Genomic DNA, 20,841 nt, shown 5'->3' with positions numbered 1-20,841 from the left:
TTCTGGGTTGAGGTTCCGTCAGGAACCACGGTAAGTCGAAACTCAGGCGGTCTCGGCGGCCGGCTCGGCAGCGTCGGCGGCGACGTCGCCACCACCCTGCTTCTCGCCAACGGCCTTGATGGCGCGGGCAAACATCGTGACCGGCTCGGTCAGGACGCGGGCCAGCATGGCCAGGGCCTGGTCGCGGGTCGGCAGCGAGGCCAGCACTTCGACGTGGCTTGCCGGGAACACTTCGCCACCGATGGCGACGACCTTAGCCTTCAGCTTGTCGTTGCCCTTGGCGGCTTCCTTGATCAGGCGACCGGCAGCGCCGGGCTCCTCGAGCGAGAACGCGTACAGCAGCGGACCAACCATCTGGTCCTGGGCGACTGCGAACTCGGTGCCTTCAACGGCGCGCGAAGCCAGGGTGTTCTTGACAACCTTCAAGAAAACACCGGTTTCACGAGCCTGCTTGCGCATCGCGGTCATCTGGGCGACCGTGGTGCCAGCGTATTCGGCTGCGATCAAGGAGTGGGCCTTGGCGGCGACGTCTGCCAGCTCGGCGACTACTTCTTGCTTCTGGGACAGATTGAGAGCCATTGCACTCCTCCTATTGAACTCCGCTTACGGCTCCTGCCGTGTGCGGTCCTGTGCGGCATCCGTCCTGGACGCCGGGAACATCGGGATGATGTTCCGGGGGTGGGCCGTTCTAGACCTGGAGTGGGCCAACCTGGGAAACCCAGACGTGCGTGAACCAGAAAAACTCCAGAAGGGCACCATCTACGCAGGGTGATTCCGGGGAATCGATTAAGCGCTCATGACTGCTCCGGCGGCGACTCCTTGCCAGATCGAGCTTCCGTGCCCGTCGCCGGTATTGCCACGACCGCGCCTGCGGTCTTTGACGGCTACCGCGGGCGATGCACTGCCAGCGATGCCTTCAAATGTCACGGTCACGGCACCGAAGGTACCGTGACCGCTTGAAACAATTACTTCAGGGTCAGCGACGACTGGTCGACGGTGACGCCCGGGCCCATCGTCGAGCTGACCGAAACCTTCTGCAGGTAGGTGCCCTTCGAGGTGGCCGGCTTGGCCTTGATCAGGTCCAGCAGCAGCGCGGTCAGGTTCGACTTCAGCGCGTCTTCGGCGAAGTCGGCCTTGCCGATGGTGCAGTGGATGATGCCGGCCTTGTCGGTGCGGTAACGGACCTGACCCGACTTGGCGTTCTTCACGGCTTCACCCGGGTTCGGGGAAACGGTGCCGACCTTCGGGTTCGGCATCAGGCCGCGCGGGCCCAGCACGGTGCCCAGCTTACCGACGACGCGCATGGCGTCCGGGGTCGCGATGACGACGTCGTAGTTCAGATCGCCGGCCTGCATCTTCTCGGCCAGGTCATCCATACCGACGGCTTCGGCGCCAGCGGCCAGGGCTTCGTCAGCCTTGGCACCGGCCGGAGCGAACACGGCGACGCGGACCGACTTGCCGGTACCGGCCGGCAGCACGGTGGAGCCACGGACCTGCTGGTCGGACTTCTTCGCATCGACGCCCAGGCGCACAGCGACGTCGATCGACTCGACGAACTTGGCCTTGGTGGCGCTCTTCAGGATGTTGATCGCGTCCTCGAAGGCGTATGCCTTACCCGGAACGACGGCGGCCTTGATGGCCTTCTCACGCTTGGTCTGTGCCATCTTATTAACCCTCCACCACGAGGCCCATGGAACGGGCAGAGCCAGCGATGGTACGCACGGCGGCGTCCAGATCGGCGGCAGTCAGATCCGGTTCCTTCGCCTTGGCGATCTCTTCCAGCTGCTTACGGGTGATCTTGCCGACCTTCTCGGTGTTCGGGCGCTTGGAGCCCGACGAAATGCCAGCGGCCTTCTTCAGCAGGGTGGTGGCCGGGGTGCTCTTGGTGATGAAGGTGAACGTACGGTCCGAGTAGGCCGTGATGATCACCGGAACCGGCAGGCCCGGCTCGAGCTTCTGCGTGGCAGCGTTGAACGCCTTGCAGAATTCCATGATGTTCAGACCGCGCTGACCCAGCGCAGGACCGACCGGCGGCGAGGGGTTGGCCTGACCGGCCTTCACCTGCAGCTTGATGTAACCGACAACTTTCTTTGCCATGTGAGTACTCTCCGGGTGCTAGCGCCTTTCGACAACAGGCTCCCCATCGGACCGGGAATCACGCGTCCCGGCATCGCGTTTTGAAATCATGCTGAAGGCCACCTTGCGGCGGCCTCGTCCTGCTGGCTTCCCAGCGGGGAGCCGCGCACTATATCAGGTTTTTTCTTCACATGCCTGAAGCGGCACGTAAACGAGAGAAACCGGGCCAAGCCCGGTTTCTTGTCCGGAGTCGAGCATGGCTCGACTCTACGACTGGATCAGACGGCCTTTTCGACCTGGCCGAACTCGAGTTCGACCGGAGTGGCACGGCCGAAGATCAGCACCGAGACGCGCAGACGGCTCTTCTCGTAGTTGACCTCTTCGACGACGCCATTGAAATCGTTGAACGGGCCGTCGGTGACGCGGACCATCTGGCCCGGCTCGAACAGCACCTTCGGACGCGGCTTCTCGACGCCTTCCTGAACGCGGTTCAGGATGGCTTCGGCCTCGGAATCGGCGATCGGCAGCGGACGGTCGGCCGTGCCGCCGATGAAGCCCATGACGCGCGGGGTTTCCTTGACCAGGTGCCAGCTTTCGTTGTCGATGCGCGGAATACCGGCTTCTTCGTGGGTCTCGATCTGGACCAGCACGTAACCCGGGAAGAACTTGCGCTCGGAGCGGCGCTTCTGGCCAGCGCGCATCTCGACCACTTCTTCGGTCGGGACCAGGACATCGCCGAAGCGCTCTTCCATGCCGTCACGGACGATGCGATCGCGCAGAGCCTGCGCCACCGACTTCTCGAAGCCCGAATAGGCGTGAACGACGTACCAACGCTTCATGCAATTCTCCTTAGCGGCTCAGGAACAGCTGAATCAGCCACTGAATGACGTAATCGAACCCACCCAGCAGCAGGCTGAGAATGGTTACCACCACCATCACGACCCAGGTCATGCGGATGGCTTCCTGGCGCGTCGGCCAGACCACCTTGCGCAGTTCGAAGCGCGACTCGGAGAGGAATTCGCGGGTGTCGCGCCCCTTGCCGGTCAGCATGAACACGCCGATACCGCCAACCAGACCGACTACAACCGCCAACGCACGCAGCTGACCCGCCCACGCACCCAGCTGGGTGGCGCGACCGGAGTCGGCGGAGAACCAGAACCAGACGAACAGACCAGCCAGCACCAGCAGCGATGCGGCGACGTACTTGACGATATCCCCGCCATTGGCGGAGTTGTCCTTGGAGTGTTCGATCTTGCTATTCATCCGGCTGTGTCTGCTTTAGCGGCCCAGGCCGCTGGATAAGGTGGGCAGATGGCACGCCAGGAGGGACTCGAACCCCCAACCTGCGGTTTTGGAGACCGCTGCTCTGCCAATTGAGCTACTGGCGTACGTATTGAAACTTGCCTTCCCTTAGACGGCGAAGGCGGACCGAGGTTCCCGGCCCGCCATTCGCGTAACCGGCGGCGCTATGCAACCACCGGCACTGCAGGCTTACTCGATGATCTTCGAGACCACGCCGGCGCCGACGGTACGGCCACCTTCGCGGATGGCGAAGCGCAGACCTTCGTCCATTGCCACCGGGTTGATCAGGGTGACGACCATCTTGACGTTGTCACCCGGCATCACCATTTCGACGCCTTCCGGCAGTGCAGCTGCGCCGGTGATGTCGGTGGTGCGGAAGTAGAACTGCGGACGGTAGCCGTTGAAGAACGGGGTGTGACGGCCGCCTTCGTCCTTCGACAGGACGTAGACTTCGCCTTCGAACTTGGTGTGCGGCTTGATCGTGCCCGGCTTGGCCAGGACCTGGCCACGCTCGACGTCGTCACGCTTGGTGCCGCGCAGCAGCAGGCCAGCGTTGTCGCCTGCCTGACCCTGGTCCAGCAGCTTGCGGAACATTTCAACGCCGGTCACGGTGGTCTTCTGCACCGGACGGATGCCGACGATTTCGATTTCGTCGCCAACCTTGATCACGCCGCGCTCGATACGACCGGTCACCACGGTGCCGCGGCCCGAGATCGAGAACACGTCTTCCACCGGCATCAAGAACGGCTTGTCGATCGCGCGCTCCGGCTCCGGGATCCAGCTGTCCAGGGCGTCGACCAGCTTCAGGATGGCCGGCACGCCGATGTCGCTCTGGTCGCCTTCCAGCGCCAGGCGGGCCGAACCGGCGATGATCGGGGTGTCGTCGCCCGGGAACTCGTACTTGCTCAGCAGTTCACGCACTTCCATCTCGACCAGCTCGAGCAGCTCGGCGTCGTCAACCATGTCGGCCTTGTTCAGGAACACGACGATGTACGGCACGCCGACCTGACGCGACAGCAGGATGTGCTCGCGGGTCTGCGGCATCGGGCCGTCAGCGGCCGAGCACACCAGGATCGCGCCATCCATCTGGGCGGCACCGGTGATCATGTTCTTGACGTAGTCAGCGTGGCCCGGGCAGTCAACGTGGGCGTAGTGACGGATCGGGGATTCGTATTCGACGTGCGCGGTCGAGATCGTGATACCACGAGCCTTTTCTTCCGGCGCGGCGTCGATCGAGGAGTAGTCCTTGAACTCGCCACCGAAGCGCTCGGCACCGATCTTGGTCAGTGCGGCGGTCAGCGTGGTCTTGCCGTGGTCGACGTGACCGATGGTGCCGACATTGACGTGCGGCTTGGTGCGCTCGAACTTACCCTTGGCCATGGCTGCTTATCTCGAATTCGTCTGAGAGGTGATGCTTAAGATGGTGCTCACGAAAGGAATCGAACCTTCGACCTCTTCCTTACCAAGGAAGTGCTCTACCGACTGAGCTACGTGAGCCGAGTTTTGCATTATGACATGAACTCGATAATATTCAAAGTTCATTCAATGGAGCGGGAGACGGGAATCGAACCCGCACCATCAGCTTGGAAGGCTGAGGTTCTACCATTGAACTACTCCCGCGCCGGGAATGTCACAACGTGAAACTGGTGGAGGGAGGTGGATTCGAACCACCGAAGGCGTAAGCCAGCAGATTTACAGTCTGCCCCCGTTGGCCGCTTGGGTATCCCTCCTTACCACCCCATTCCGTTGCCGCCGAAGCGTTGCGGTGTGTGGTGGTGAGCCGCTTATTCTGCTGATGGGACGGGGGGCTGTCAACGCTTTTTTCTACTTTTTTCACACGCTGTCGCAAACCCATTGATACGCAAGGTTATTGCCCGGGGACCGGCAGGGTCTCGCTGGCGAAAATTGCGACATGAGGGACACCGTCGCCGCCAATCCAGCCCCGATACATGCCCTGGGTGTTGAACGGCGTGGCCATTTTTCCGTCTGCGCCGAGCACGATCGCACCACCGTCGCCGCCCATCTGTGGGATCGTCTCGTTGATCACGCCCTTGCCGGCCTGCTCCGGGCTCTGCCCCTGGTAACGCATGCGCGCGCAGATCTCGTGCGCGGCGGCAGTACGGATGTAGTACTCGCCCCAGCCGGTGCCAGACACCGCACATCGCGCGTCAGCCCAGGTACCGGCGCCGATGATCGGCGAATCACCCACGCGCCCATAGCGCTTGTTGGTCATGCCACCGGTGGAGGTACCGGCGGCCAGGTGCCCCTGTGCATCCAATGCGACTGCACCGACGGTCCCGAAGTGCTTTGCGGTCTCCATATCGGCATGCGCTTGGCCGCCGGCCTCTTCCTTCAGTGCACGCTGCAGCTGCTGCCAGCGCTTTTCCGTACGGAAATAGGAGGGATCGACCAGAGAAATGCCCTGCTCGACCGCGAAGGCTTCGGCGCCCTGCCCGACCATCATCACATGCCTGGACTTCTGCATCACGGTCTGCGCCAGCAGGATCGGGTTGCGCACCCGCTGCACGCCCGCCACCGCGCCCGCCGCCTGGCTCGCGCCGTCCATGACGGCCGCATCCAGCTCGTTGTGGCCGTCGTGGGTGAACACCGCGCCCTTGCCGGCGTTGAAGGTGGGATCGTCCTCCAGCACGGTGATCGCGGCGGTGACCGCCGCGAGCGCCGGGCGACCCGCGGCCAGTTCGGCATGCCCCTTCAACAGGGCCGCCCGCAGCGCGTCACGTGCGGCCTTTTCCTCGGCCGGCGACAGGTCCTTGCGCTCGACGCCAGCGCCGCCGTGGATGACCAGCAGCGGCGAAGCCGTCGGTGCAGCCTGGACAAGCGTGGGCAGGGACAACAGTGCGGACAGCGCCAGGCGCAGTTTCATCGGGTACGTCTCCAGCAGGTGGGCAAGGGAGGCATCATCGTAGAGCCGAGCCCATGCTCGGCTGATGCCTCGGTTGAAAGGCAGCCGAGCGCGGGCTCGGCTCTACAGCATCCCATGCGTGGCCACAGGATCGCCGGGTCACTGGCGGATGACTTCGATCTCGCCGTCGCTGACGTCGGCCACGGCCTGGTAGTCGGCCTCGGCCTGGAAGTCATCCAGGCGCATGCGGCCGCCGCTGGCGACCACCGTTACCGGCACCGCGTGGAAGCGCAGCGGCTCACCTTCGACCAGGCGGTCGGCATCGCGGCCGGGGCTGACCACCCAGACCTTGCCCTCGCCGTCAGCACTGTAGACCTGTGCCTGGCCATCGGGCTCCACGCACAGGGCAGTGTCTTCGTCGACGCCGATGCCGACGATGTCGGGGTTGCCACTGTCCTGGGCAGCGCGCGCCACGAACACGATCAGGCGGCCGAGCCGATCGCGCTTGTCGAAGTGGGTGTCGGTGACCACGCGCTGCAGGTAGGGCATCTGCAGGAAGCCACTGTCCATGGTCACCGCACTGCCCATCGGGTCGGCCAGCGCACCGGCGGAGGTGATGCTGCCGCCGTCCATCGCGCCGTAGGCATAGCCACCGAGGATGGCGAGCCCAGCGCTGGTACCGGCAATCGGCTTGCCGGCGCGCACATGGGCGTTGAGCGCGCGGTTGAGCGCGGTGCCCTTCCAGAAGCGGATGTAGCGGGACTGGTCGCCGCCGGCGATGAAGATGGCATCGGCTGCAGCCACCACGCGCAGCACCGCGGGATCATCGGCACCACGGCGATTGTCGAACACCAGCGTCTGCACTGCGGTGGCCCCGCCGATCTCGCGATACAGGCGGTCCTGCAGTTCGTCACTGCCAGAAGCGCGCAGGATCAGCACGCGGCCATTGCCAGCCTGCTTCAGCCACCAATGGAAGGCTTCCGGCACCCATTCGCCACCGCCCATCAGCATCATGGCCGGCGCGCGCGGACCGGGCCGGGGTGCGTCGAGATCCCCGGCTTCGTAGTAGGCGAAGCCCGGGCCCTGCAGGTCCTGCGCAAGGGCGGCCAACGGCACGGCCAACACCACCAGCGCCAGCCAGGCGAAGGGGGCACGCAGGGTCCGATGGAGGCGTCGCATCTTGATCTCCCTGAACAAAATCGACTTGCAAGCGTTTTCACTCTTTGCCAGATAGGGATCCAGTAGTCAAGGGCATGAAAAAGGCGTTAAATGCGCGCGCCCATTCCGGAAATCTGAATGGGGGACAGGGCCCCTCCTCTGCGGGCCGGCTTCATTTCCGAGAATTCCTCATGCGTAGAAAGGCGATGGCGTGGTCGATCCAGCTGGCGTTGATGGGCGTGGCTGCTTCCGCGGCGGCCCAGGCACCGGCTTCCTCTTCGGTGCAACAACTGGACGCGGTGCAGGTCACCGGTTCGCGCATTCCGCGCGCCCAGGTCGAAGGCCCCGCCCCGATCACGGTGATCAGCGCCGAGCAGATCCGCTCCAGCGGCTTTACCACCGTGCCGGACGTGCTGCGCGCGATGACCCAGAACGGGGGGGAGACCCAGAGCCAGCAGTCCTCCAGTGGCGCTGACTTCTCGCCGGGCGCCCAGCAGGTGGACCTGCGCGGCCTGGGCCCGAATCACACGCTGGTGCTGGTCAATGGCCGCCGCATCGCCGACTTCCCGATGCCGTTCAAGGGCCGCAGCAACTTCACCGATGTCTCCAACATCCCGTTGGGGATGATCGAGCGCATCGAAGTGCTGACCGGCAGCGCCTCGGCCATCTACGGCTCGGACGCGATCGCCGGCGTGGTCAACTTCATCCTGAAGAAGAAGGCCGACGGCACCACGATCGACATGCGCATGGGCACCACCAGCGAAGGCGGTGGCGACTCGTTCGACATGAGCCTGGCCAGCGGTTTCAGCCGCGGCAATTTCAACGCGGTGTACAGCGTTGAGCTGCAGTCGCAGAGCCCGCTGTTGGCGTACGAGCGCGACATCCAGGATTCGACCCAGGACGGCCCCACCGAGGGCTCGCGCATCGCGCGCCGTGCCTATCTGCGCACCGACTACAACGATGACTACCTGGACCCGGGTGCGGCCACCTGCGAAGCGCTGGCCGGGCAGAACCAGGGCAGCACCTACCGCGCGTACCGCCCGCGCTACGGCTACTACTGCGGCAGCGACAGCTCGATCGGCTACGGCACCATCCTCAGCAAGCGCCGCGGCGCCAATGGCTACGCCTCGCTGAGCTACGACTTCGACAACGGCCAGCAGTGGTTTGCCGATGTGCAGCTGGGCTACCACACGATGTCGCTGATGCGCGACGTCACCAAGTGGGGCCGCATGGACGCCAATGGCGATGAGTCGGGCTATTTCAACAACCAGGCCACCGGCGAGATCGAGTTCTGGCAGCGCCAGTTCTCCCCCGAGGAAATGGGTGGCCTGCGCAATGCGATGGTGCGCAGCACGCAGAAGACCTTCAGCGTGACTACCGGCTTCAAGGGCAATCTGGCCGGCAACTGGGACTACGAGGCAGCATTGAGCCATTCGCAGTACCAGTCGCGGATCAGCTGGGCACAGATCATCGCCGCCAAGGCCAATGACCTGTTCCTGGGCCCGCAGCTGGGCGTGGACGACGACGGTTTCCCGATCTACAACGCCGATCCGTCACGCCTGTACCGGCCACTGACCCGCGCCGAGTACGACTCGATCGCGGCGCGTACCACTTACACCCCGAAGTCGCGGACCGAGACGGCCGCGTTCACGCTGACCAATTCCGCGCTGTTCGGCCTGCCGGGCGGTGACGCCGGCTTCGCCGCGACCGTGGAAGTGGGCCAGCAGGCGTACTCGCTGAATCCCGATCCGCTGGCGACCCAGTACTACTACTACAGCTGGAAGGATTCGGACGGCAACGGTTCGCGCAACCGCTGGGCCACGGCGGCCGAGCTGCGCATGCCGCTGCACGAGACGGTCAACCTGAGCGTGGCCGGCCGCTACGACCAGTACCGCTATTCCGGCCACACCATCGGCAAGGCGACCTGGAGCGGCGGCCTGGAATGGCGCCCGATCGACACCCTGCTGGTACGTGGTTCGTATGGCACCGCGTTCCGCGCGCCGGATCTGCACTACGTGTTCGCCGGCCCGGGCAACGACGAGACCAGCGCCGTGGACCTGTACAGCTGCCGCGCCGACGATGCCGCCGACTGTTCCGACTACGAGCACAACCTGATCCGCAGCCGCACCGGCAACCGTCAGCTTGACCCGGAAACCAGCACCTCGTGGAGCGCCGGCTTTGTCTGGTCGCCGGCGATCGGCCTGGACCTGTCGGTGGACTGGTTCGACATCGACATGCGCAAGCAGGTGCAGGACATGGACGTGCGCACGATACTGGCCAGTGAAGCGAACTGCCGCCTGGGTACTGCCGACATCAACTCGCCGACCTGCGTGGACGCGCTCGACCGCATCACCCGCACCAGTGATGGCCGCCTGTACGGCGTACGCGTCGCCCCGATCAACGTCGCCCGCGAGTCGACCTCCGGCATCGACGTCGGACTGCGCTACCGCCTGCAGACCGGCATTGGTGATTTCATCCTCAACGGCACCCACACCTGGGTGAAGAAGCACGATTTCCAGCGCTACCCCGGTGATCCGATCCAGGACCAGTTCGCGGTCAACAGCAACTTCGACATCCCGCGTACCAAGACCAGCCTGAGCGTGACCTGGGAGAAGGAGGCGTGGTCGGCCACGGTCTATGGTTCGCGCCTGGGCAAGCTGCCGACCTCGGACAGCTACGACCAGGTATTCAAGTGGGACAGCGGTGACAGCCCGTACATCAAGGCGACCTACCGCTACAACGCGTCGCTGCAGTACCGCTTCGACGACCACGCGCGCCTGTCGCTGTCGGTGGTGAACGTCTTCAACAAGATGCCGCCGAAGGACGCCACCTACACCGCGTATCCGTATTACGACGTGTCCTGGTTCGACAGCGTCGGCCGCACCATCAACCTGCAGTACACCCACAAGTTCGGTGGCAGCGCATTGTAAGCGCGGTTACGCAGGACGTGGACGACGGGGCCCGCCATTGGCGGGCCTTGTTGTTTGCGGCGCTGGCTCGGGTTTTCCACACCCCACGTGGAAAGCGATGGGAACTAGGTGTGGACAAGTGGGTGGGAACATTGCACCGCAGGTGTTTCCACGCATGGTGTTTTTTTGTCCACGTCCCCGATTGTTTTCCACACCGGACGTGGAAAGCAGTGGGAACTAGGTGTGGACAAGTGGGCACGAGCTTTGCAGCGCAGGGGTTTCGAGGCATGGTGAAACTTTATCCACGTCGCGCGGGCAAGCACCTGTAGAGCCGAGCCCATGCTCGGCTCCGGCTGGCATCAGCCGAGCAAGGGCTCGGATCTACAGGACGTCGCATGGTTTTCCACACCAGGCGTGGAAAGCGATGGGAGTTTGCTGTGGACAAGTGCCGGCGAACGTCACGCCGCAAGCGTTTCGCAGCGTGGCGTTTTTTTATCCACCCCGGAAACGCAAACGCCCCGCTCGGGGCGGGGCGTTTGCGTAGCATCAACGTGCGATGGGATCAGACGTTGAAGCGGAAGTGCAGGATGTCGCCTTCCTGCACGCGGTATTCCTTGCCTTCCAGGCGCAGGCGACCGGCTTCCTTGGCACCGGCTTCGCCCTTGTACTTGATGAAGTCGTCGTACGCGATGGTTTCGGCGCGGATGAAGCCCTTCTCGAAGTCGGTGTGGATGACCGCGGCGGCCTGCGGGGCGGTAGCGCCCTTGCGCACGGTCCACGCACGGACTTCCTTCACGCCGGCGGTGAAGTAGGTCTGCAGGCCCAGCAGGCTGTAGGCCGCGTTGATCACGCGGTTCAGGCCCGGCTCGCTCAGGCCCAGATCGGCCAGGAAGGTATCGCGGTCTTCGTCGTCGAGCTGGGACAGCTCTTCTTCGATCGCGGCCGACACCGGCACCACCTGCGCGCCTTCGGCGGCGGCATGCGCGCGCACGGCTTCCAGGTGCGGGTTGTTCTCGAAACCGTCTTCCAGCACGTTGGCGATATACATCACCGGCTTCAGGGTGAGCAGGAACAGGTCGCGTACCAGCGCCTTTTCTTCATCATCCAGGCCGACCGAGCGACCGGCCTTGCCGTCCGACAGCGCGGCCTGCAGCTTGGCCAGCACCGGCTTGCGCGCCGCTGCGTCCTTGTCGCCGCCCTTGGCTGCGCGCTCGGCACGGTTCAGCGCCTTCTCGACGCTGTCCAGGTCGGCCAGCGCCAGTTCGGTGTCGATGGTTTCGATGTCCGAGATCGGGTCGACCTTGCCGGCCACGTGCACGATGTCGCCGTGCTCGAAGCAGCGCACCACGTGGGTGATCGCATCGACTTCGCGGATGTGCGCCAGGAACTTGTTGCCCAGGCCTTCACCGCTGGCGGCACCGGCCACCAGGCCGGCGATGTCGACGAACTCGACGGCGGTCGGGATGACCTTCTGCGGGTTGATGATGCCTGCCAGTTCGCCCAGGCGCGGATCCGGCACCGGCACGATGCCGACGTTCGGCTCGATGGTGCAGAACGGGAAGTTCGCCGCGGCGATACCCGCCTTGGTCAGCGCATTGAACAGGGTCGACTTGCCGACGTTGGGCAGGCCGACGATGCCGCATTTGATACCCATGGGTTGAATCCGGGTTTGAGTGTAAGTGGATGATTCGGGATTCAAGACTCGCCTGCGGGCATGCCCTCAATCCCCAATCGTCCTTCCAGTAGCCCGCGCTAGAACGCGGCGTACAACCTGTGATGTTCTGCGTACGCTTTCAGCAGTTCTTCCAGCTTGCCGTCATCGACCAGCGCATAGAATCGCCCATCCAGCGCATCAAGTGCTGTTTCGACTTCATCGTCGAGCCACCCGTCAGCACGATAGATCTGCAGGCGCCTCTGCGCATGATGATCTGCCATGGCCTCATTGCCAAACAGTAGCTGCTGGGCCGCCAGCACGATGTCGCGCACGTCAAGCTGCTGTATCTCCTCAAGCCCTGCAAGCGCTTCAGCAATGTAGCCGCCAGCAGAATTATGGAAATAGGCATCAAGCCCTCCACGGTAGACATCATTGATGAGCGCGTTGATCGCAAAGAAACGCTGATCGTGCACTGACAATCCAGCAAATCCACAACCGCTCCCGTGGACCTGTTCGACCAACCAATGCCAATGCCGCCCCTCTGCAGATTCCTCGAACCGCTTGCGCTCTTCACGAATTTCCCGATCTCGCGTCTTCGCCATTTCCATGCTTTGCCGCGTGCCATTCCGGCACGGCATGCAGAGCCCGTCGTTCCGGGCCGCCGTCGCCAGCAGGATCATGGCGCCACACGCAGTGCAGGGAGTACGCGGGTCGGTCATGATCAGCGCGGGGTGTGCAGCCGCTTCATCGCTTCGCTGAAATCGCCCTGCACCGCCAACGGCAGCACGTCGATCGCATCGTCGATGGCGCGCGAAATCAGCACTTCATCGTCCTTGGAGGGGCGTCCCAGCACCCAGCCCACCACGCGATCCTTGTGGCCGGGATGGCCGATGCCCACGCGCAGGCGATGGAACTTGCCGTGACCGAGCAGGCGGATGGTGTCACGCAGGCCGTTCTGGCCACCGTGGCCACCGTCGAACTTCAGCCGCGCCACACCGGGCGCCAGGTCCAGTTCGTCATGGGCCAGCAGGGTCTCTTCCGGTTCGATCTTCCAGAACCGCTGCGCGGCGGTGACCGACTTGCCACTGAGGTTCATGAAGGTGGCGGGCTTGAGCAGCCACACCGTCTGCCCGGCGATCTCGACCTTGGCGGTCTCGCCGAACAGCTTGCTGTCCACATTCCATCGCGCACCGGCTTTTTCCGCCAGGGCCTCAACGAAATGAAACCCGGCATTGTGCCGGGTCCGGGCGTGTTCCGATCCGGGGTTGCCCAGACCGACGATCAGTCGCAGTCCTGCCATGGTTCCTTCCAGTACGGTGCCTGCCCGGAGGCAGGCACCGTAACGGTATTACTCGGCGGCAGCCGCTTCTTCGTCAGCCTCGTCGGCCTTGCCGGCCTTGGCGGTGACGATGGCGTCGTCGTGGTCCTTGCCCAGCGCCAGGGCCGGGATTTCCACGCCCTTCGGCAGCTTGATGTTGGACAGGTACACCACGTCACCGGCCTTCAGCTCGCCCAGGTCGACTTCGATCGACTCCGGCAGGTCCTTCGGCAGGCAGGTGATGGTCACTTCCTTCAGTTCGTGGGTGACCACGACGTCGGCAGCCTTGCCGGCCGGCGAGGTGTCTTCGTTGACGAAGTGCAGCGGGACCGAAGCGGTCAGGGCTTCGTTCTCGTTCACGCGCTGGAAGTCCAGGTGCATGATCAGCTGCTTGTACGGGTGGCGCTGCATGTCACGCAGCAGGACCTTCTGCACCTGGCCGTCCAGGTTCAGGTCCAGGATCGAGGCATAGAACCACTCGTTCTGCTGGGCCAGCCAGATTTCGTTGTGGTCCAGGCTGATGGCGACCGGCTCGGCGTTGCCGCCGTACACGATGGCCGGGATCACACCAGCGTGACGCAGGCGGCGGCTCGCACCCTTACGCTGCAGTTCACGCTTGGTGACCTTGATTTCATGGGTCTTCGACATTTTCGACTACTCAGGTTGTTGCCCTGCCTTGCGGCCTGGCGGTTGAAGATGCTTCCGCGACCAGAAGCACCCGGGGTATGTCCCCACCGTTGCCGGCAGGGACGAAAAACTCAGTCGACGTACAGCGAGCTGACCGACTCACCGAAGGCGATGCGGCGCATCGTTTCGGCCAGCATTTCCGCCACGCTCAGCTGGCGGATCTTGCTGCACACCCGCGCGGCGTCCTTCAGCGGGATGGTGTCGGTCACCACCAGCTCGTCGAGCTGGGAATTGGTGATGTTGTCCACCGCCGGGCCCGACAGCACCGCGTGGGTGCAGTAGGCGGCGACCTTGAGCGCACCGCGCGCCTTCAGGGCAGCGGCAGCGGCGCACAGGGTGCCGGCGGTATCGACGATGTCATCGACCATCACGCAGGTCTTGCCTTCGACGTCACCGATGATGTTCATCACGGTGGAGACGTTGGCGCGCGGGCGGCGCTTGTCGATGATCGCCAGGTCGGCGTCATCCAGGCGCTTGGCCACCGCACGGGCGCGGACCACGCCGCCCACGTCCGGCGACACAACGATCAGGTTCTCGGTGCCGTAGGCGCGCCAGATGTCGGCCAGCAGCAGCGGGGACGCATACACGTTGTCCACCGGAATATCGAAGAAGCCCTGGATCTGGTCGGCGTGCAGGTCGACGGTCAGCACGCGATCAGCGCCAGCGGTGCTGAACATCTTCGCCGCCAGCTTGGCGGTGATCGGCACGCGCGAGGAACGCATGCGGCGATCCTGGCGCGAGTAGCCGAAGTACGGCACCACGGCGGTCACGCTGGCCACCGATGCGCGCTTGAGCGCGTCGATCAGCACCAGCAGTTCCATCAGGTTTTCCGCGCTCGGCGCGCAGGTCGGCTGGATCACGAACACGTCCTGCTTGCGGACGTTCTCTTCGATCTCCACCTGCACTTCGCCATCAGAGAAGTGCGAGACCAGCGCCTTGCCCGGGCGAACCCCCAGTTCCTTGCAGATATTCTGCGCCAGACGTTTGTTGGCGTTGCCGGAAAAGACCAGCAGGTTCGGGGACTCTTGCATCATGATTGTCTCGGGCGGGGACGAGTGGCGGGGATCCGGAGTCGGCAAGGACCCTGATGGACCCTTGCTGCTGACAACACCGCGGTTGTTTCCACGTCCCGCGCGGGCGATGCGCTGGAAGGCGCGGACACAGCCGCTATTGGCAGGGGCGGTAGGATTCGAACCTACGAATGCCAGGATCAAAACCTGGTGCCTTGGGCCTCTTGGCGACGCCCCTGCAGTGATAAATCAGTGTTGCTCGAGTGCATCCAGCAGTGGCGAACGCGCAACGCCCGCTGCCACCCTTGCCCGCAACTCCTTCGGCAACTTCGACCGTCCCTGCTCTGCGGCAGACTGCGATGCGAACTCGACGAAACAACCACTTCCCGAACCGGTCAGCCGCGCCGTGCCGATATCGCTCAACGCGGCGAACGCTGCCTCGACGGCAGGCTCACGGCGGCGCAGCACCGGTTCGAACGCGTTCCCGACCAGGGTCCCGGAAGCGAAGTCCTCTATTTTCGCCACTGGGCTGTCGCGCGTCAAATCCGGGTCTGCGAACAGGGCCGGGGTGGGAACATGAACGCCCGGTTCAACCACCACATACCAGGCCGGTTCCAGCACGATGGGCTGCAGGCGTTCGCCCACCCCTTCGGCCCAGGCATTGCGCCCGCGCACGAACACCGGCACATCCGCGCCCAGGCGCAGGCCCAGCGCGGCCAGGGCATCTTCGTCCAGGCCCGCCCGCCAGAGCCGGTTCAGCACCACCAGCACGGTCGCGGCATCGGACGACCCGCCACCAAAGCCACCGCCAGCCGAAACATGCTTTTCGACGATGATGTCTGCGCCTTGCGCGCTATTGGCCGCATCTTTCAGAAGCCGCGCAGCGCGGACCGCCAGGTCATCCGCCTCGGCCACGCCGGCCAGGCCCTCACCCTGCCGGCGCACCTGGCCATCTTCACGCAGGCGCAGGCCAATGCGGTCACCCCAGTCCAGCAGGCGGAACACGGTCTGCAGCTCGTGGTAGCCGTCGGCCCGGCGGCCGGTGATGTGCAGGAACAGGTTCAGCTTGGCCGGGGCCGGCCACCAGGACCAGCCCGCGTCATCGTGCCCGGCACTCATGGGGCGCCCTGCCCCCACTGGTCCACCAGCAGGCGCACCTTGGCGTCGCCATTGCTGGCCTCGATCCGGCGCGGCAGCGCCGGGCGCCCGGCCTCGGCCGGGTACCAGTCCAGGTACTGCACCTGCCAGCCCATCTGCTGCATGCGACGCGGCCGGCCTTCACCGTCGCGCTCGACCTTCTCCGGACCGGCAGCATCGCCGGCCACCAGGCCACGGATCCACTGCGGCAGCTGGTTGACCGGGATGTCCCAGCCGGTCGCCTCCAGCAGCAGCTGCTGGGCGTCCTCGCCGTCACGCGGCCCGCCGGCCAGTCCCTCAAGGCGACCGGCTTCGGAATGGGTATCGCCGGTCAGCTTCCAGCTCTGCCGGGTCACCGGCGCGCTCAGCTCGACCACATAGCGGCGCCCCTCCTGCTTCCAGTCGATGCGACCGCTGCCGCCGTCCTTGCCCTTGCTGACCGCGACCCGGCCCTGGAAGGCCCAGTCCGACTGTGCCTGCAGCGCGGCCACGCGCGCCGCCTCGGCCCGCGCCGCTTCGGCCGAAACCGTCTCGACCACCGCCGGTGGCGCGGTCTTCTGCGTACCCACGCTGGTACAGGCGGTCACCGCCAGGGTCACGGCCGCCAACAGCAGCGGCCGGATCAGGGAAACACTCATGGATTGAATTTCTCGCGGGCGCGCAGCAGCGCGCGGTTTTCAGGATCGAGCTTGGCCGCTTCTTCAAAGAAGTGGCGGGCCTCGTCATGCTTGCCCAGCACCCACAGCACTTCGCCGACATGGGCGGCGATCTCCGGGTCCTTGGCCAGGGTCCAGGCACGACGCAGCTGCACCAGCGCCTCTTCCTTGCGGCCCAGGCGATACAGCACCCAGCCATAGCTGTCGACGATGGCGGCGTTGTCCGGCTCAGCCACGCGGGCGCGGTCGATCAGCTCCAGTGCTTCCTGCAGGCGGCCGGTGCGATCGGCCAGGGTGTAGCCCAGCGCGTTCAAAGCCGGCACGTTCTCCGGGTCGGTCACCAGGATCTTGCGCAGGTCAGCCTCGGCGCGCGGGATGTCGTCGCGGCGTTCCCAGGTGAGCGCACGGGCGTACAGCAGGCCGTTGTCATCCGGGTAAGCGGCCAGGCCGCGGGCCAGCGCATCCAGTTCACCGGCGCTGTCGTCGGCGCGCTGGCGCAGTTCCGCTTCCAGCAGGTAGGCGTCGCGGCGCACGTCGTCGTCAACCACCGCATCGGACTGGATCGCGTGCACCTCATCCAGTGCCAGCGGCAGGCGCCCGGCCAGGGCCTGGGCGTTGGCCGCACGCAGGCGCGCTTCGCTCAGCTCATCGCCGCCGGGCACGCTGTGATACCACTGCACCGCCTCGGGATAACGCTTCAGGTACTCGGCGATCTTGCCCAGCAGCAGACGCTGCGCCGGGTCCGGCTTGGCCGCCTGCCGCGACAGTTCGTTGTAGAGGTTGGACAGCGCCGCCTTGTCGCCCTGCTTGGCCAGCAGCGAAGCGCGCATGCCCCAGGTCTGCACGTCCTGCGGGCCGAAGGCCAGCACGCGCTCGGCCGCGGACGGCTGGCCGAGGCTGTCGTAGGCAATGGCCACCGCATTGCGCAGTTCCGGGTCCTGGCGGGTCTTAGGCTCCACATCGTGCAGCAGCGACAGCGCCTTGCCGGTCTCCCCGGCCTGCTGCAGCTGGCTGGCACGCAGCAACGCCACACGCGGTTCTTCAGGGAAGCGCTTGACCACTTCATCGATCATGCGCCGCGCCAGTTCGGGCTTGTCCATGCGCAGGGCGAGGCGGCCGAACTCCTGCCAGGCTTCGATCTTCGGTGGAATGGCGTTGGCGTCGACCAGCTCACCCAGCACCTGCGCGGGCACCGCCGGATCGCGCCCCCCACCGATCAGGGCGGCCAGGGCAAACTTCCAACCGCGCTCGTCGGAGTCGGCCAGCAGGCCCTGCAGTTCGGTGCGGGCAGCCTTCACATCGCCCTGGCGCATGGCCAGCGCACCGGCCGCACTGCGCATGGTCAATGAGCGCGGGGCCCGCTGTTGCCACAGGGCCAGGCCCTTGGCGGCGCTGGCATCATCGTTGGCGAGCATGGAAATGCGGGTCGCACGCTCGGCCAGGCCGGCGTCGCCGTCGGTCTGCTGGGCCGCCTGCAGGTACCAGCGCGCGGCCTCAGCCAGCTTGCCGGCCTGCAGGGCGAACTCACCGGCCATCACCGGCTCCAGCGCCAGTTCCTCAGTGGCCGGGGCCCTTACAGGGGCCTTGGCCGGCACCGCCGCCAGGGCCTGGCTGCAGGCCAGGGACAGCAGCAGAACACTGGGGATGCGAATCAATGCGGGCATCGTCGGCATCGGGGCCTTAAAATGTCGTCCAATGGCCAGCAGCTTATCGCAAGCAACTGAACAATGACCCTGTGGGTGCTCGGACTGAATCACCAGACCGCACCGGTGGAGCTGCGCGAGCGCGCGGCCTTCGCCGGTGAGGCGTTGCCGCGCGCGCTCGGTTCGCTGCGCGATACCCCGCAGATCGCCGAGGCGGTGCTGCTGTCCACCTGCAACCGCACCGAGCTGTATGCCGTGGCCGATTCGGCACAGGCGCTGGACCAGTGGCTGCACACCCAGGCCGGCGACCTGCAGGGCTACCTGTACCAGCACGCCGATGCCGAAGCCGTGCGCCACCTGTTCCGGGTCGCCACCGGCCTGGATTCGATGGTGCTGGGTGAACCGCAGATCCTCGGCCAGGTGAAGGATGCCTGGTCGACCGCGCGCGACCACGGCCTGCTCGGCCAGCGCCTGGACCGCCTGTTCCAGCAGACCTTCTCGGTGGCCAAGCGTGCGCGCACCGATACCCAGGTCGGCGCCAACCCGGTATCGGTGGCGTCGGCCGCAGTGCGCCTGGCGCAGAACGCGTTCGCCCGGCTGGACGATTCCACCGTGCTGCTGGTCGGTGCCGGCGAGACCATCGAACTGGCTGCACGGCACCTGAGCGAAGGCAAGGTACGCCGGCTGCTGATCGCCAACCGCACCCTCGCCCACGCGCAGGAACTTGCCAGCCGCCATGGCGGCGTGGCCCTGCCGCTGACCGAACTGGACCGCCACCTGGGCGAGGCCGACGTGGTGTTCTCGGCCACCGCTGCGCGCGAACCGGTGATCCATCGCGAGATGGTGGCCAAGGCCCTGCGCGCGCGCCGGCACAAGCCGATGCTGCTGTTCGACCTGGCCGTACCGCGCGACATCGAGGCCGAGGTCGGCACGCTCAACGATGCCTTCCTCTACACCGTGGACGATCTCGAGCGTGCGGTGGAAGACAACCGCCGTGGCCGCCGTGAGGCCGCCGCCGAAGCCGAGGCGATCATCGACCTGCAGGTGTCGCGCTTCGTCGAGACCCAGCAGGCCAGCGCCCACCAGGCGCCGCTGCGGCAGCTGCGCGCGTTCGGCGAAGCCACCCGCGCCGAGCTGCTGGAGCGCGCACGCCAGCAACTGGCCAACGGCAAGCCGGCCGATGAAGTGCTGGAGCTGCTTGCCCACGGCCTGACCAACCGCCTGCTGCATCCGCCGACCGCCGCCCTGCGTGCGGCCGCGCTGAGTGGCGATGCCGACCTGACCCGCGCCGCCGAGCGCCTGTTCCCGGCCACGCCGGGTTACCGCCACCCACCCGTGAGACCCGATGACGCCGACCCTGCGCCGTAAGCTGGAAGCGCTGGCCGAGCGCCGCGAAGAACTGGAACGCCTGCTCGCCGAACCCGATGTGGTCGCCGACAACACTCGTTTCCGCGACCTTTCGCGCGAATTCGCCCAACTTGAACCGATCGCCATCGCCCTGGCTGATGAAGCCCGTGCCAAGGCCGATCTGGCAGCCGCCGAAGGCATGCGCGCCGACCCCGACCTGCGCGAGCTGGCCGACGAGGAAATCGCTGCTGCACAGGCGCGCCTGCAGGAACTGGAGCAGGAGCTGGCGCTGCTGCTGGTGCCGCGCGACCCGCGCGACGAAGGCAACCTGTTCCTGGAAGTGCGCGCGGGTACCGGCGGCGACGAGGCAGCGATCTTTGCCGGCGACCTGTTCCGCATGTACGCCCGCTACGCCGAACGCCAGGGCTGGAAGGTCGAGATCGAATCGGACAGTCCGGGCGAGCACGGCGGCTACAAGGAAGTGGTGGCGCGCGTGGTCGGCCGTGGAGCGTTCTCGCGCCTGAAGTTCGAATCGGGTACGCATCGCGTGCAGCGCGTGCCGGCCACCGAATCGCAGGGCCGCATCCACACCTCGGCGGCCACCGTAGCGATCATTCCCGAGGCCGATGAGGTCGATGACATCGTCATCAACCCGGCCGACCTGAAGGTGGATACGTTCCGCTCGTCCGGCGCCGGTGGCCAGCACGTCAACAAGACCGAATCGGCCATCCGCATCACCCATGTGCCAACCGGCGTGGTGGTGGAATGCCAGACCGAGCGCAGCCAGCACGCCAACCGCGACAAGGCGATGAAACGCCTGAAAGCACAACTACTGGACGCCGAGCGCCAGCGCCAGGACGCGGCGCAGGCCGAATCGCGGCGCCTGCAGGTCGGCAGCGGCGACCGCAGCCAGCGCATCCGCACCTACAACTTCCCGCAGGGCCGGATCACCGACCACCGTGTGGAAGGCCTGACGCTGTACGACCTGCCCAACGTACTGGCCGGCGACCTCGATCCGCTGCTGCAGCGGCTCAGCCACGAGCACCAGGTCGACGCCCTGGCCCAGCTGTCGGCGGGCTGA

Annotated in this window: 19 protein-coding genes and 5 tRNA genes; 3 read left to right on the top strand and 21 right to left on the bottom strand. The window is 65.5% G+C overall.

Translation table 11 applies throughout. From position 1 onward, the window contains the following. Positions 1-42: 42 nt before the first annotated feature. From rplJ to M1L61_RS03805, 12 genes are all read right to left on the bottom strand, one after another. Complete coding sequence (gene rplJ, locus M1L61_RS03860) at positions 43-579, bottom strand: 50S ribosomal protein L10 (RefSeq protein WP_010480377.1); 537 nt, start codon at positions 577-579, stop codon at positions 43-45. Positions 580-965: 386 nt separating this feature from the next. Continuing rightward, positions 966-1,664, bottom strand: coding sequence for a 50S ribosomal protein L1 (gene rplA, locus M1L61_RS03855; protein ID WP_004154350.1), 699 nt, complete (start codon positions 1,662-1,664; stop codon positions 966-968). A gap of 4 nt (positions 1,665-1,668) precedes the next feature. Continuing rightward, on the bottom strand, positions 1,669-2,097 hold the full coding sequence (gene rplK / locus M1L61_RS03850; RefSeq protein WP_248854356.1) for a 50S ribosomal protein L11: 429 nt from the start codon (positions 2,095-2,097) through the stop codon (positions 1,669-1,671). A gap of 257 nt (positions 2,098-2,354) precedes the next feature. After that, complete coding sequence (gene nusG / locus M1L61_RS03845) at positions 2,355-2,915, bottom strand: transcription termination/antitermination protein NusG (RefSeq protein WP_004154362.1); 561 nt, start codon at positions 2,913-2,915, stop codon at positions 2,355-2,357. A gap of 10 nt (positions 2,916-2,925) precedes the next feature. After that, complete coding sequence (secE, locus tag M1L61_RS03840) at positions 2,926-3,339, bottom strand: preprotein translocase subunit SecE (RefSeq protein WP_010480389.1); 414 nt, start codon at positions 3,337-3,339, stop codon at positions 2,926-2,928. 49 nt (positions 3,340-3,388) lie between these two features. Next, positions 3,389-3,464: transfer RNA gene (locus tag M1L61_RS03835), tRNA-Trp, on the bottom strand. A gap of 103 nt (positions 3,465-3,567) precedes the next feature. After that, positions 3,568-4,758: an elongation factor Tu gene (gene tuf / locus M1L61_RS03830; protein WP_014036096.1), complete on the bottom strand. Its 1,191-nt coding sequence runs from the start codon at positions 4,756-4,758 to the stop codon at positions 3,568-3,570. 41 nt (positions 4,759-4,799) lie between these two features. After that, positions 4,800-4,875: transfer RNA gene (locus M1L61_RS03825), tRNA-Thr, on the bottom strand. A gap of 49 nt (positions 4,876-4,924) precedes the next feature. Then, positions 4,925-4,998 (bottom strand) — tRNA-Gly (locus M1L61_RS03820). Positions 4,999-5,022: 24 nt separating this feature from the next. Further along, a tRNA-Tyr gene (locus M1L61_RS03815) sits at positions 5,023-5,108 on the bottom strand. A gap of 137 nt (positions 5,109-5,245) precedes the next feature. After that, entirely contained in the window at positions 5,246-6,262 is a 1,017-nt protein-coding gene (locus tag M1L61_RS03810; protein ID WP_248854355.1) for an isoaspartyl peptidase/L-asparaginase, read from the bottom strand. 138 nt (positions 6,263-6,400) lie between these two features. Then, positions 6,401-7,420, bottom strand: a complete 1,020-nt coding sequence (locus tag M1L61_RS03805; RefSeq protein WP_049413557.1) for a cyanophycinase — start codon at positions 7,418-7,420, stop codon at positions 6,401-6,403. Positions 7,421-7,590: 170 nt separating this feature from the next. On the opposite strand from M1L61_RS03805, the gene M1L61_RS03800 reads away from it, so the two are divergent. Beyond that, positions 7,591-10,329: a TonB-dependent receptor gene (locus M1L61_RS03800; protein WP_248854354.1), complete on the top strand. Its 2,739-nt coding sequence runs from the start codon at positions 7,591-7,593 to the stop codon at positions 10,327-10,329. A 541-nt stretch (positions 10,330-10,870) separates the two neighbouring features. Here M1L61_RS03800 and ychF read toward each other — a convergent pair. From ychF to M1L61_RS03755, 9 genes are all read right to left on the bottom strand, one after another. Continuing rightward, complete coding sequence (gene ychF, locus M1L61_RS03795; protein ID WP_019338145.1) at positions 10,871-11,962, bottom strand: redox-regulated ATPase YchF; 1,092 nt, start codon at positions 11,960-11,962, stop codon at positions 10,871-10,873. Positions 11,963-12,060: 98 nt separating this feature from the next. After that, positions 12,061-12,642, bottom strand: a complete 582-nt coding sequence (locus tag M1L61_RS03790; RefSeq protein ID WP_237707035.1) for a DUF4375 domain-containing protein — start codon at positions 12,640-12,642, stop codon at positions 12,061-12,063. 41 nt (positions 12,643-12,683) lie between these two features. Then, on the bottom strand, positions 12,684-13,262 hold the full coding sequence (gene pth / locus M1L61_RS03785; RefSeq protein WP_019338143.1) for an aminoacyl-tRNA hydrolase: 579 nt from the start codon (positions 13,260-13,262) through the stop codon (positions 12,684-12,686). Positions 13,263-13,310: 48 nt separating this feature from the next. Beyond that, positions 13,311-13,928: a 50S ribosomal protein L25/general stress protein Ctc gene (locus M1L61_RS03780; RefSeq protein WP_010481743.1), complete on the bottom strand. Its 618-nt coding sequence runs from the start codon at positions 13,926-13,928 to the stop codon at positions 13,311-13,313. A 110-nt stretch (positions 13,929-14,038) separates the two neighbouring features. Then, a complete protein-coding gene (locus M1L61_RS03775; protein WP_005415400.1) occupies positions 14,039-14,998 on the bottom strand; it encodes a ribose-phosphate diphosphokinase in 960 nt (319 codons plus the stop codon). 140 nt (positions 14,999-15,138) lie between these two features. Next, positions 15,139-15,215: transfer RNA gene (locus M1L61_RS03770), tRNA-Gln, on the bottom strand. A gap of 11 nt (positions 15,216-15,226) precedes the next feature. Further along, positions 15,227-16,096 carry a 4-(cytidine 5'-diphospho)-2-C-methyl-D-erythritol kinase gene (gene ispE, locus M1L61_RS03765; protein ID WP_248854353.1) on the bottom strand — a complete coding sequence of 290 codons (870 nt, stop codon included), beginning with the start codon at positions 16,094-16,096 and terminating at the stop codon, positions 15,227-15,229. Continuing rightward, positions 16,093-16,752 carry a lipoprotein insertase outer membrane protein LolB gene (lolB, locus tag M1L61_RS03760; protein WP_248854352.1) on the bottom strand — a complete coding sequence of 220 codons (660 nt, stop codon included), beginning with the start codon at positions 16,750-16,752 and terminating at the stop codon, positions 16,093-16,095. Before lolB ends, ispE begins: the two co-directional genes overlap by 4 nt. Continuing rightward, entirely contained in the window at positions 16,749-18,434 is a 1,686-nt protein-coding gene (locus M1L61_RS03755) for a tetratricopeptide repeat protein (RefSeq protein ID WP_248854351.1), read from the bottom strand. The genes lolB and M1L61_RS03755 overlap by 4 nt, the downstream gene beginning before the upstream one ends. Before the next feature lie 63 nt (positions 18,435-18,497). On the opposite strand from M1L61_RS03755, the gene hemA reads away from it, so the two are divergent. After that, positions 18,498-19,781 (top strand): glutamyl-tRNA reductase, encoded by a 1,284-nt coding sequence (gene hemA, locus M1L61_RS03750; protein WP_010481752.1) that lies wholly within the window; start codon positions 18,498-18,500, stop codon positions 19,779-19,781. Beyond that, positions 19,759-20,841 carry a peptide chain release factor 1 gene (prfA, locus tag M1L61_RS03745; RefSeq protein WP_010481754.1) on the top strand — a complete coding sequence of 361 codons (1,083 nt, stop codon included), beginning with the start codon at positions 19,759-19,761 and terminating at the stop codon, positions 20,839-20,841. Before hemA ends, prfA begins: the two co-directional genes overlap by 23 nt.

The sequence above is a fragment of the Stenotrophomonas sp. NY11291 genome (genome assembly GCF_023277365.1).
Classification (GTDB): Bacteria; Pseudomonadota; Gammaproteobacteria; order Xanthomonadales; family Xanthomonadaceae; genus Stenotrophomonas; species Stenotrophomonas geniculata.
This window is presented reverse-complemented; position numbering and strand designations above follow the sequence as displayed.

Coding starts and splice junctions, on each gene's coding strand:
- nusG (WP_004154362.1), bottom strand. CDS start 2,915: ATGAAGCGTTGGTACGTCGTTCACGCCTATTCGGGCTTCGAGAAGTCG.
- pth (WP_019338143.1), bottom strand. CDS start 13,262: ATGGCAGGACTGCGACTGATCGTCGGTCTGGGCAACCCCGGATCGGAA.
- M1L61_RS03775 (WP_005415400.1), bottom strand. CDS start 14,998: ATGCAAGAGTCCCCGAACCTGCTGGTCTTTTCCGGCAACGCCAACAAA.
- hemA (WP_010481752.1), top strand. CDS start 18,498: ATGACCCTGTGGGTGCTCGGACTGAATCACCAGACCGCACCGGTGGAG.
- tuf (WP_014036096.1), bottom strand. CDS start 4,758: ATGGCCAAGGGTAAGTTCGAGCGCACCAAGCCGCACGTCAATGTCGGC.
- M1L61_RS03800 (WP_248854354.1), top strand. CDS start 7,591: ATGCGTAGAAAGGCGATGGCGTGGTCGATCCAGCTGGCGTTGATGGGC.
- rplJ (WP_010480377.1), bottom strand. CDS start 579: ATGGCTCTCAATCTGTCCCAGAAGCAAGAAGTAGTCGCCGAGCTGGCA.
- ispE (WP_248854353.1), bottom strand. CDS start 16,096: ATGAGTGCCGGGCACGATGACGCGGGCTGGTCCTGGTGGCCGGCCCCG.
- M1L61_RS03810 (WP_248854355.1), bottom strand. CDS start 6,262: ATGAAACTGCGCCTGGCGCTGTCCGCACTGTTGTCCCTGCCCACGCTT.
- M1L61_RS03790 (WP_237707035.1), bottom strand. CDS start 12,642: ATGATCCTGCTGGCGACGGCGGCCCGGAACGACGGGCTCTGCATGCCG.
- lolB (WP_248854352.1), bottom strand. CDS start 16,752: ATGAGTGTTTCCCTGATCCGGCCGCTGCTGTTGGCGGCCGTGACCCTG.
- secE (WP_010480389.1), bottom strand. CDS start 3,339: ATGAATAGCAAGATCGAACACTCCAAGGACAACTCCGCCAATGGCGGG.
- ychF (WP_019338145.1), bottom strand. CDS start 11,962: ATGGGTATCAAATGCGGCATCGTCGGCCTGCCCAACGTCGGCAAGTCG.
- M1L61_RS03780 (WP_010481743.1), bottom strand. CDS start 13,928: ATGTCGAAGACCCATGAAATCAAGGTCACCAAGCGTGAACTGCAGCGT.
- rplK (WP_248854356.1), bottom strand. CDS start 2,097: ATGGCAAAGAAAGTTGTCGGTTACATCAAGCTGCAGGTGAAGGCCGGT.
- M1L61_RS03755 (WP_248854351.1), bottom strand. CDS start 18,434: ATGCCCGCATTGATTCGCATCCCCAGTGTTCTGCTGCTGTCCCTGGCC.
- prfA (WP_010481754.1), top strand. CDS start 19,759: ATGACGCCGACCCTGCGCCGTAAGCTGGAAGCGCTGGCCGAGCGCCGC.
- M1L61_RS03805 (WP_049413557.1), bottom strand. CDS start 7,420: ATGCGACGCCTCCATCGGACCCTGCGTGCCCCCTTCGCCTGGCTGGCG.
- rplA (WP_004154350.1), bottom strand. CDS start 1,664: ATGGCACAGACCAAGCGTGAGAAGGCCATCAAGGCCGCCGTCGTTCCG.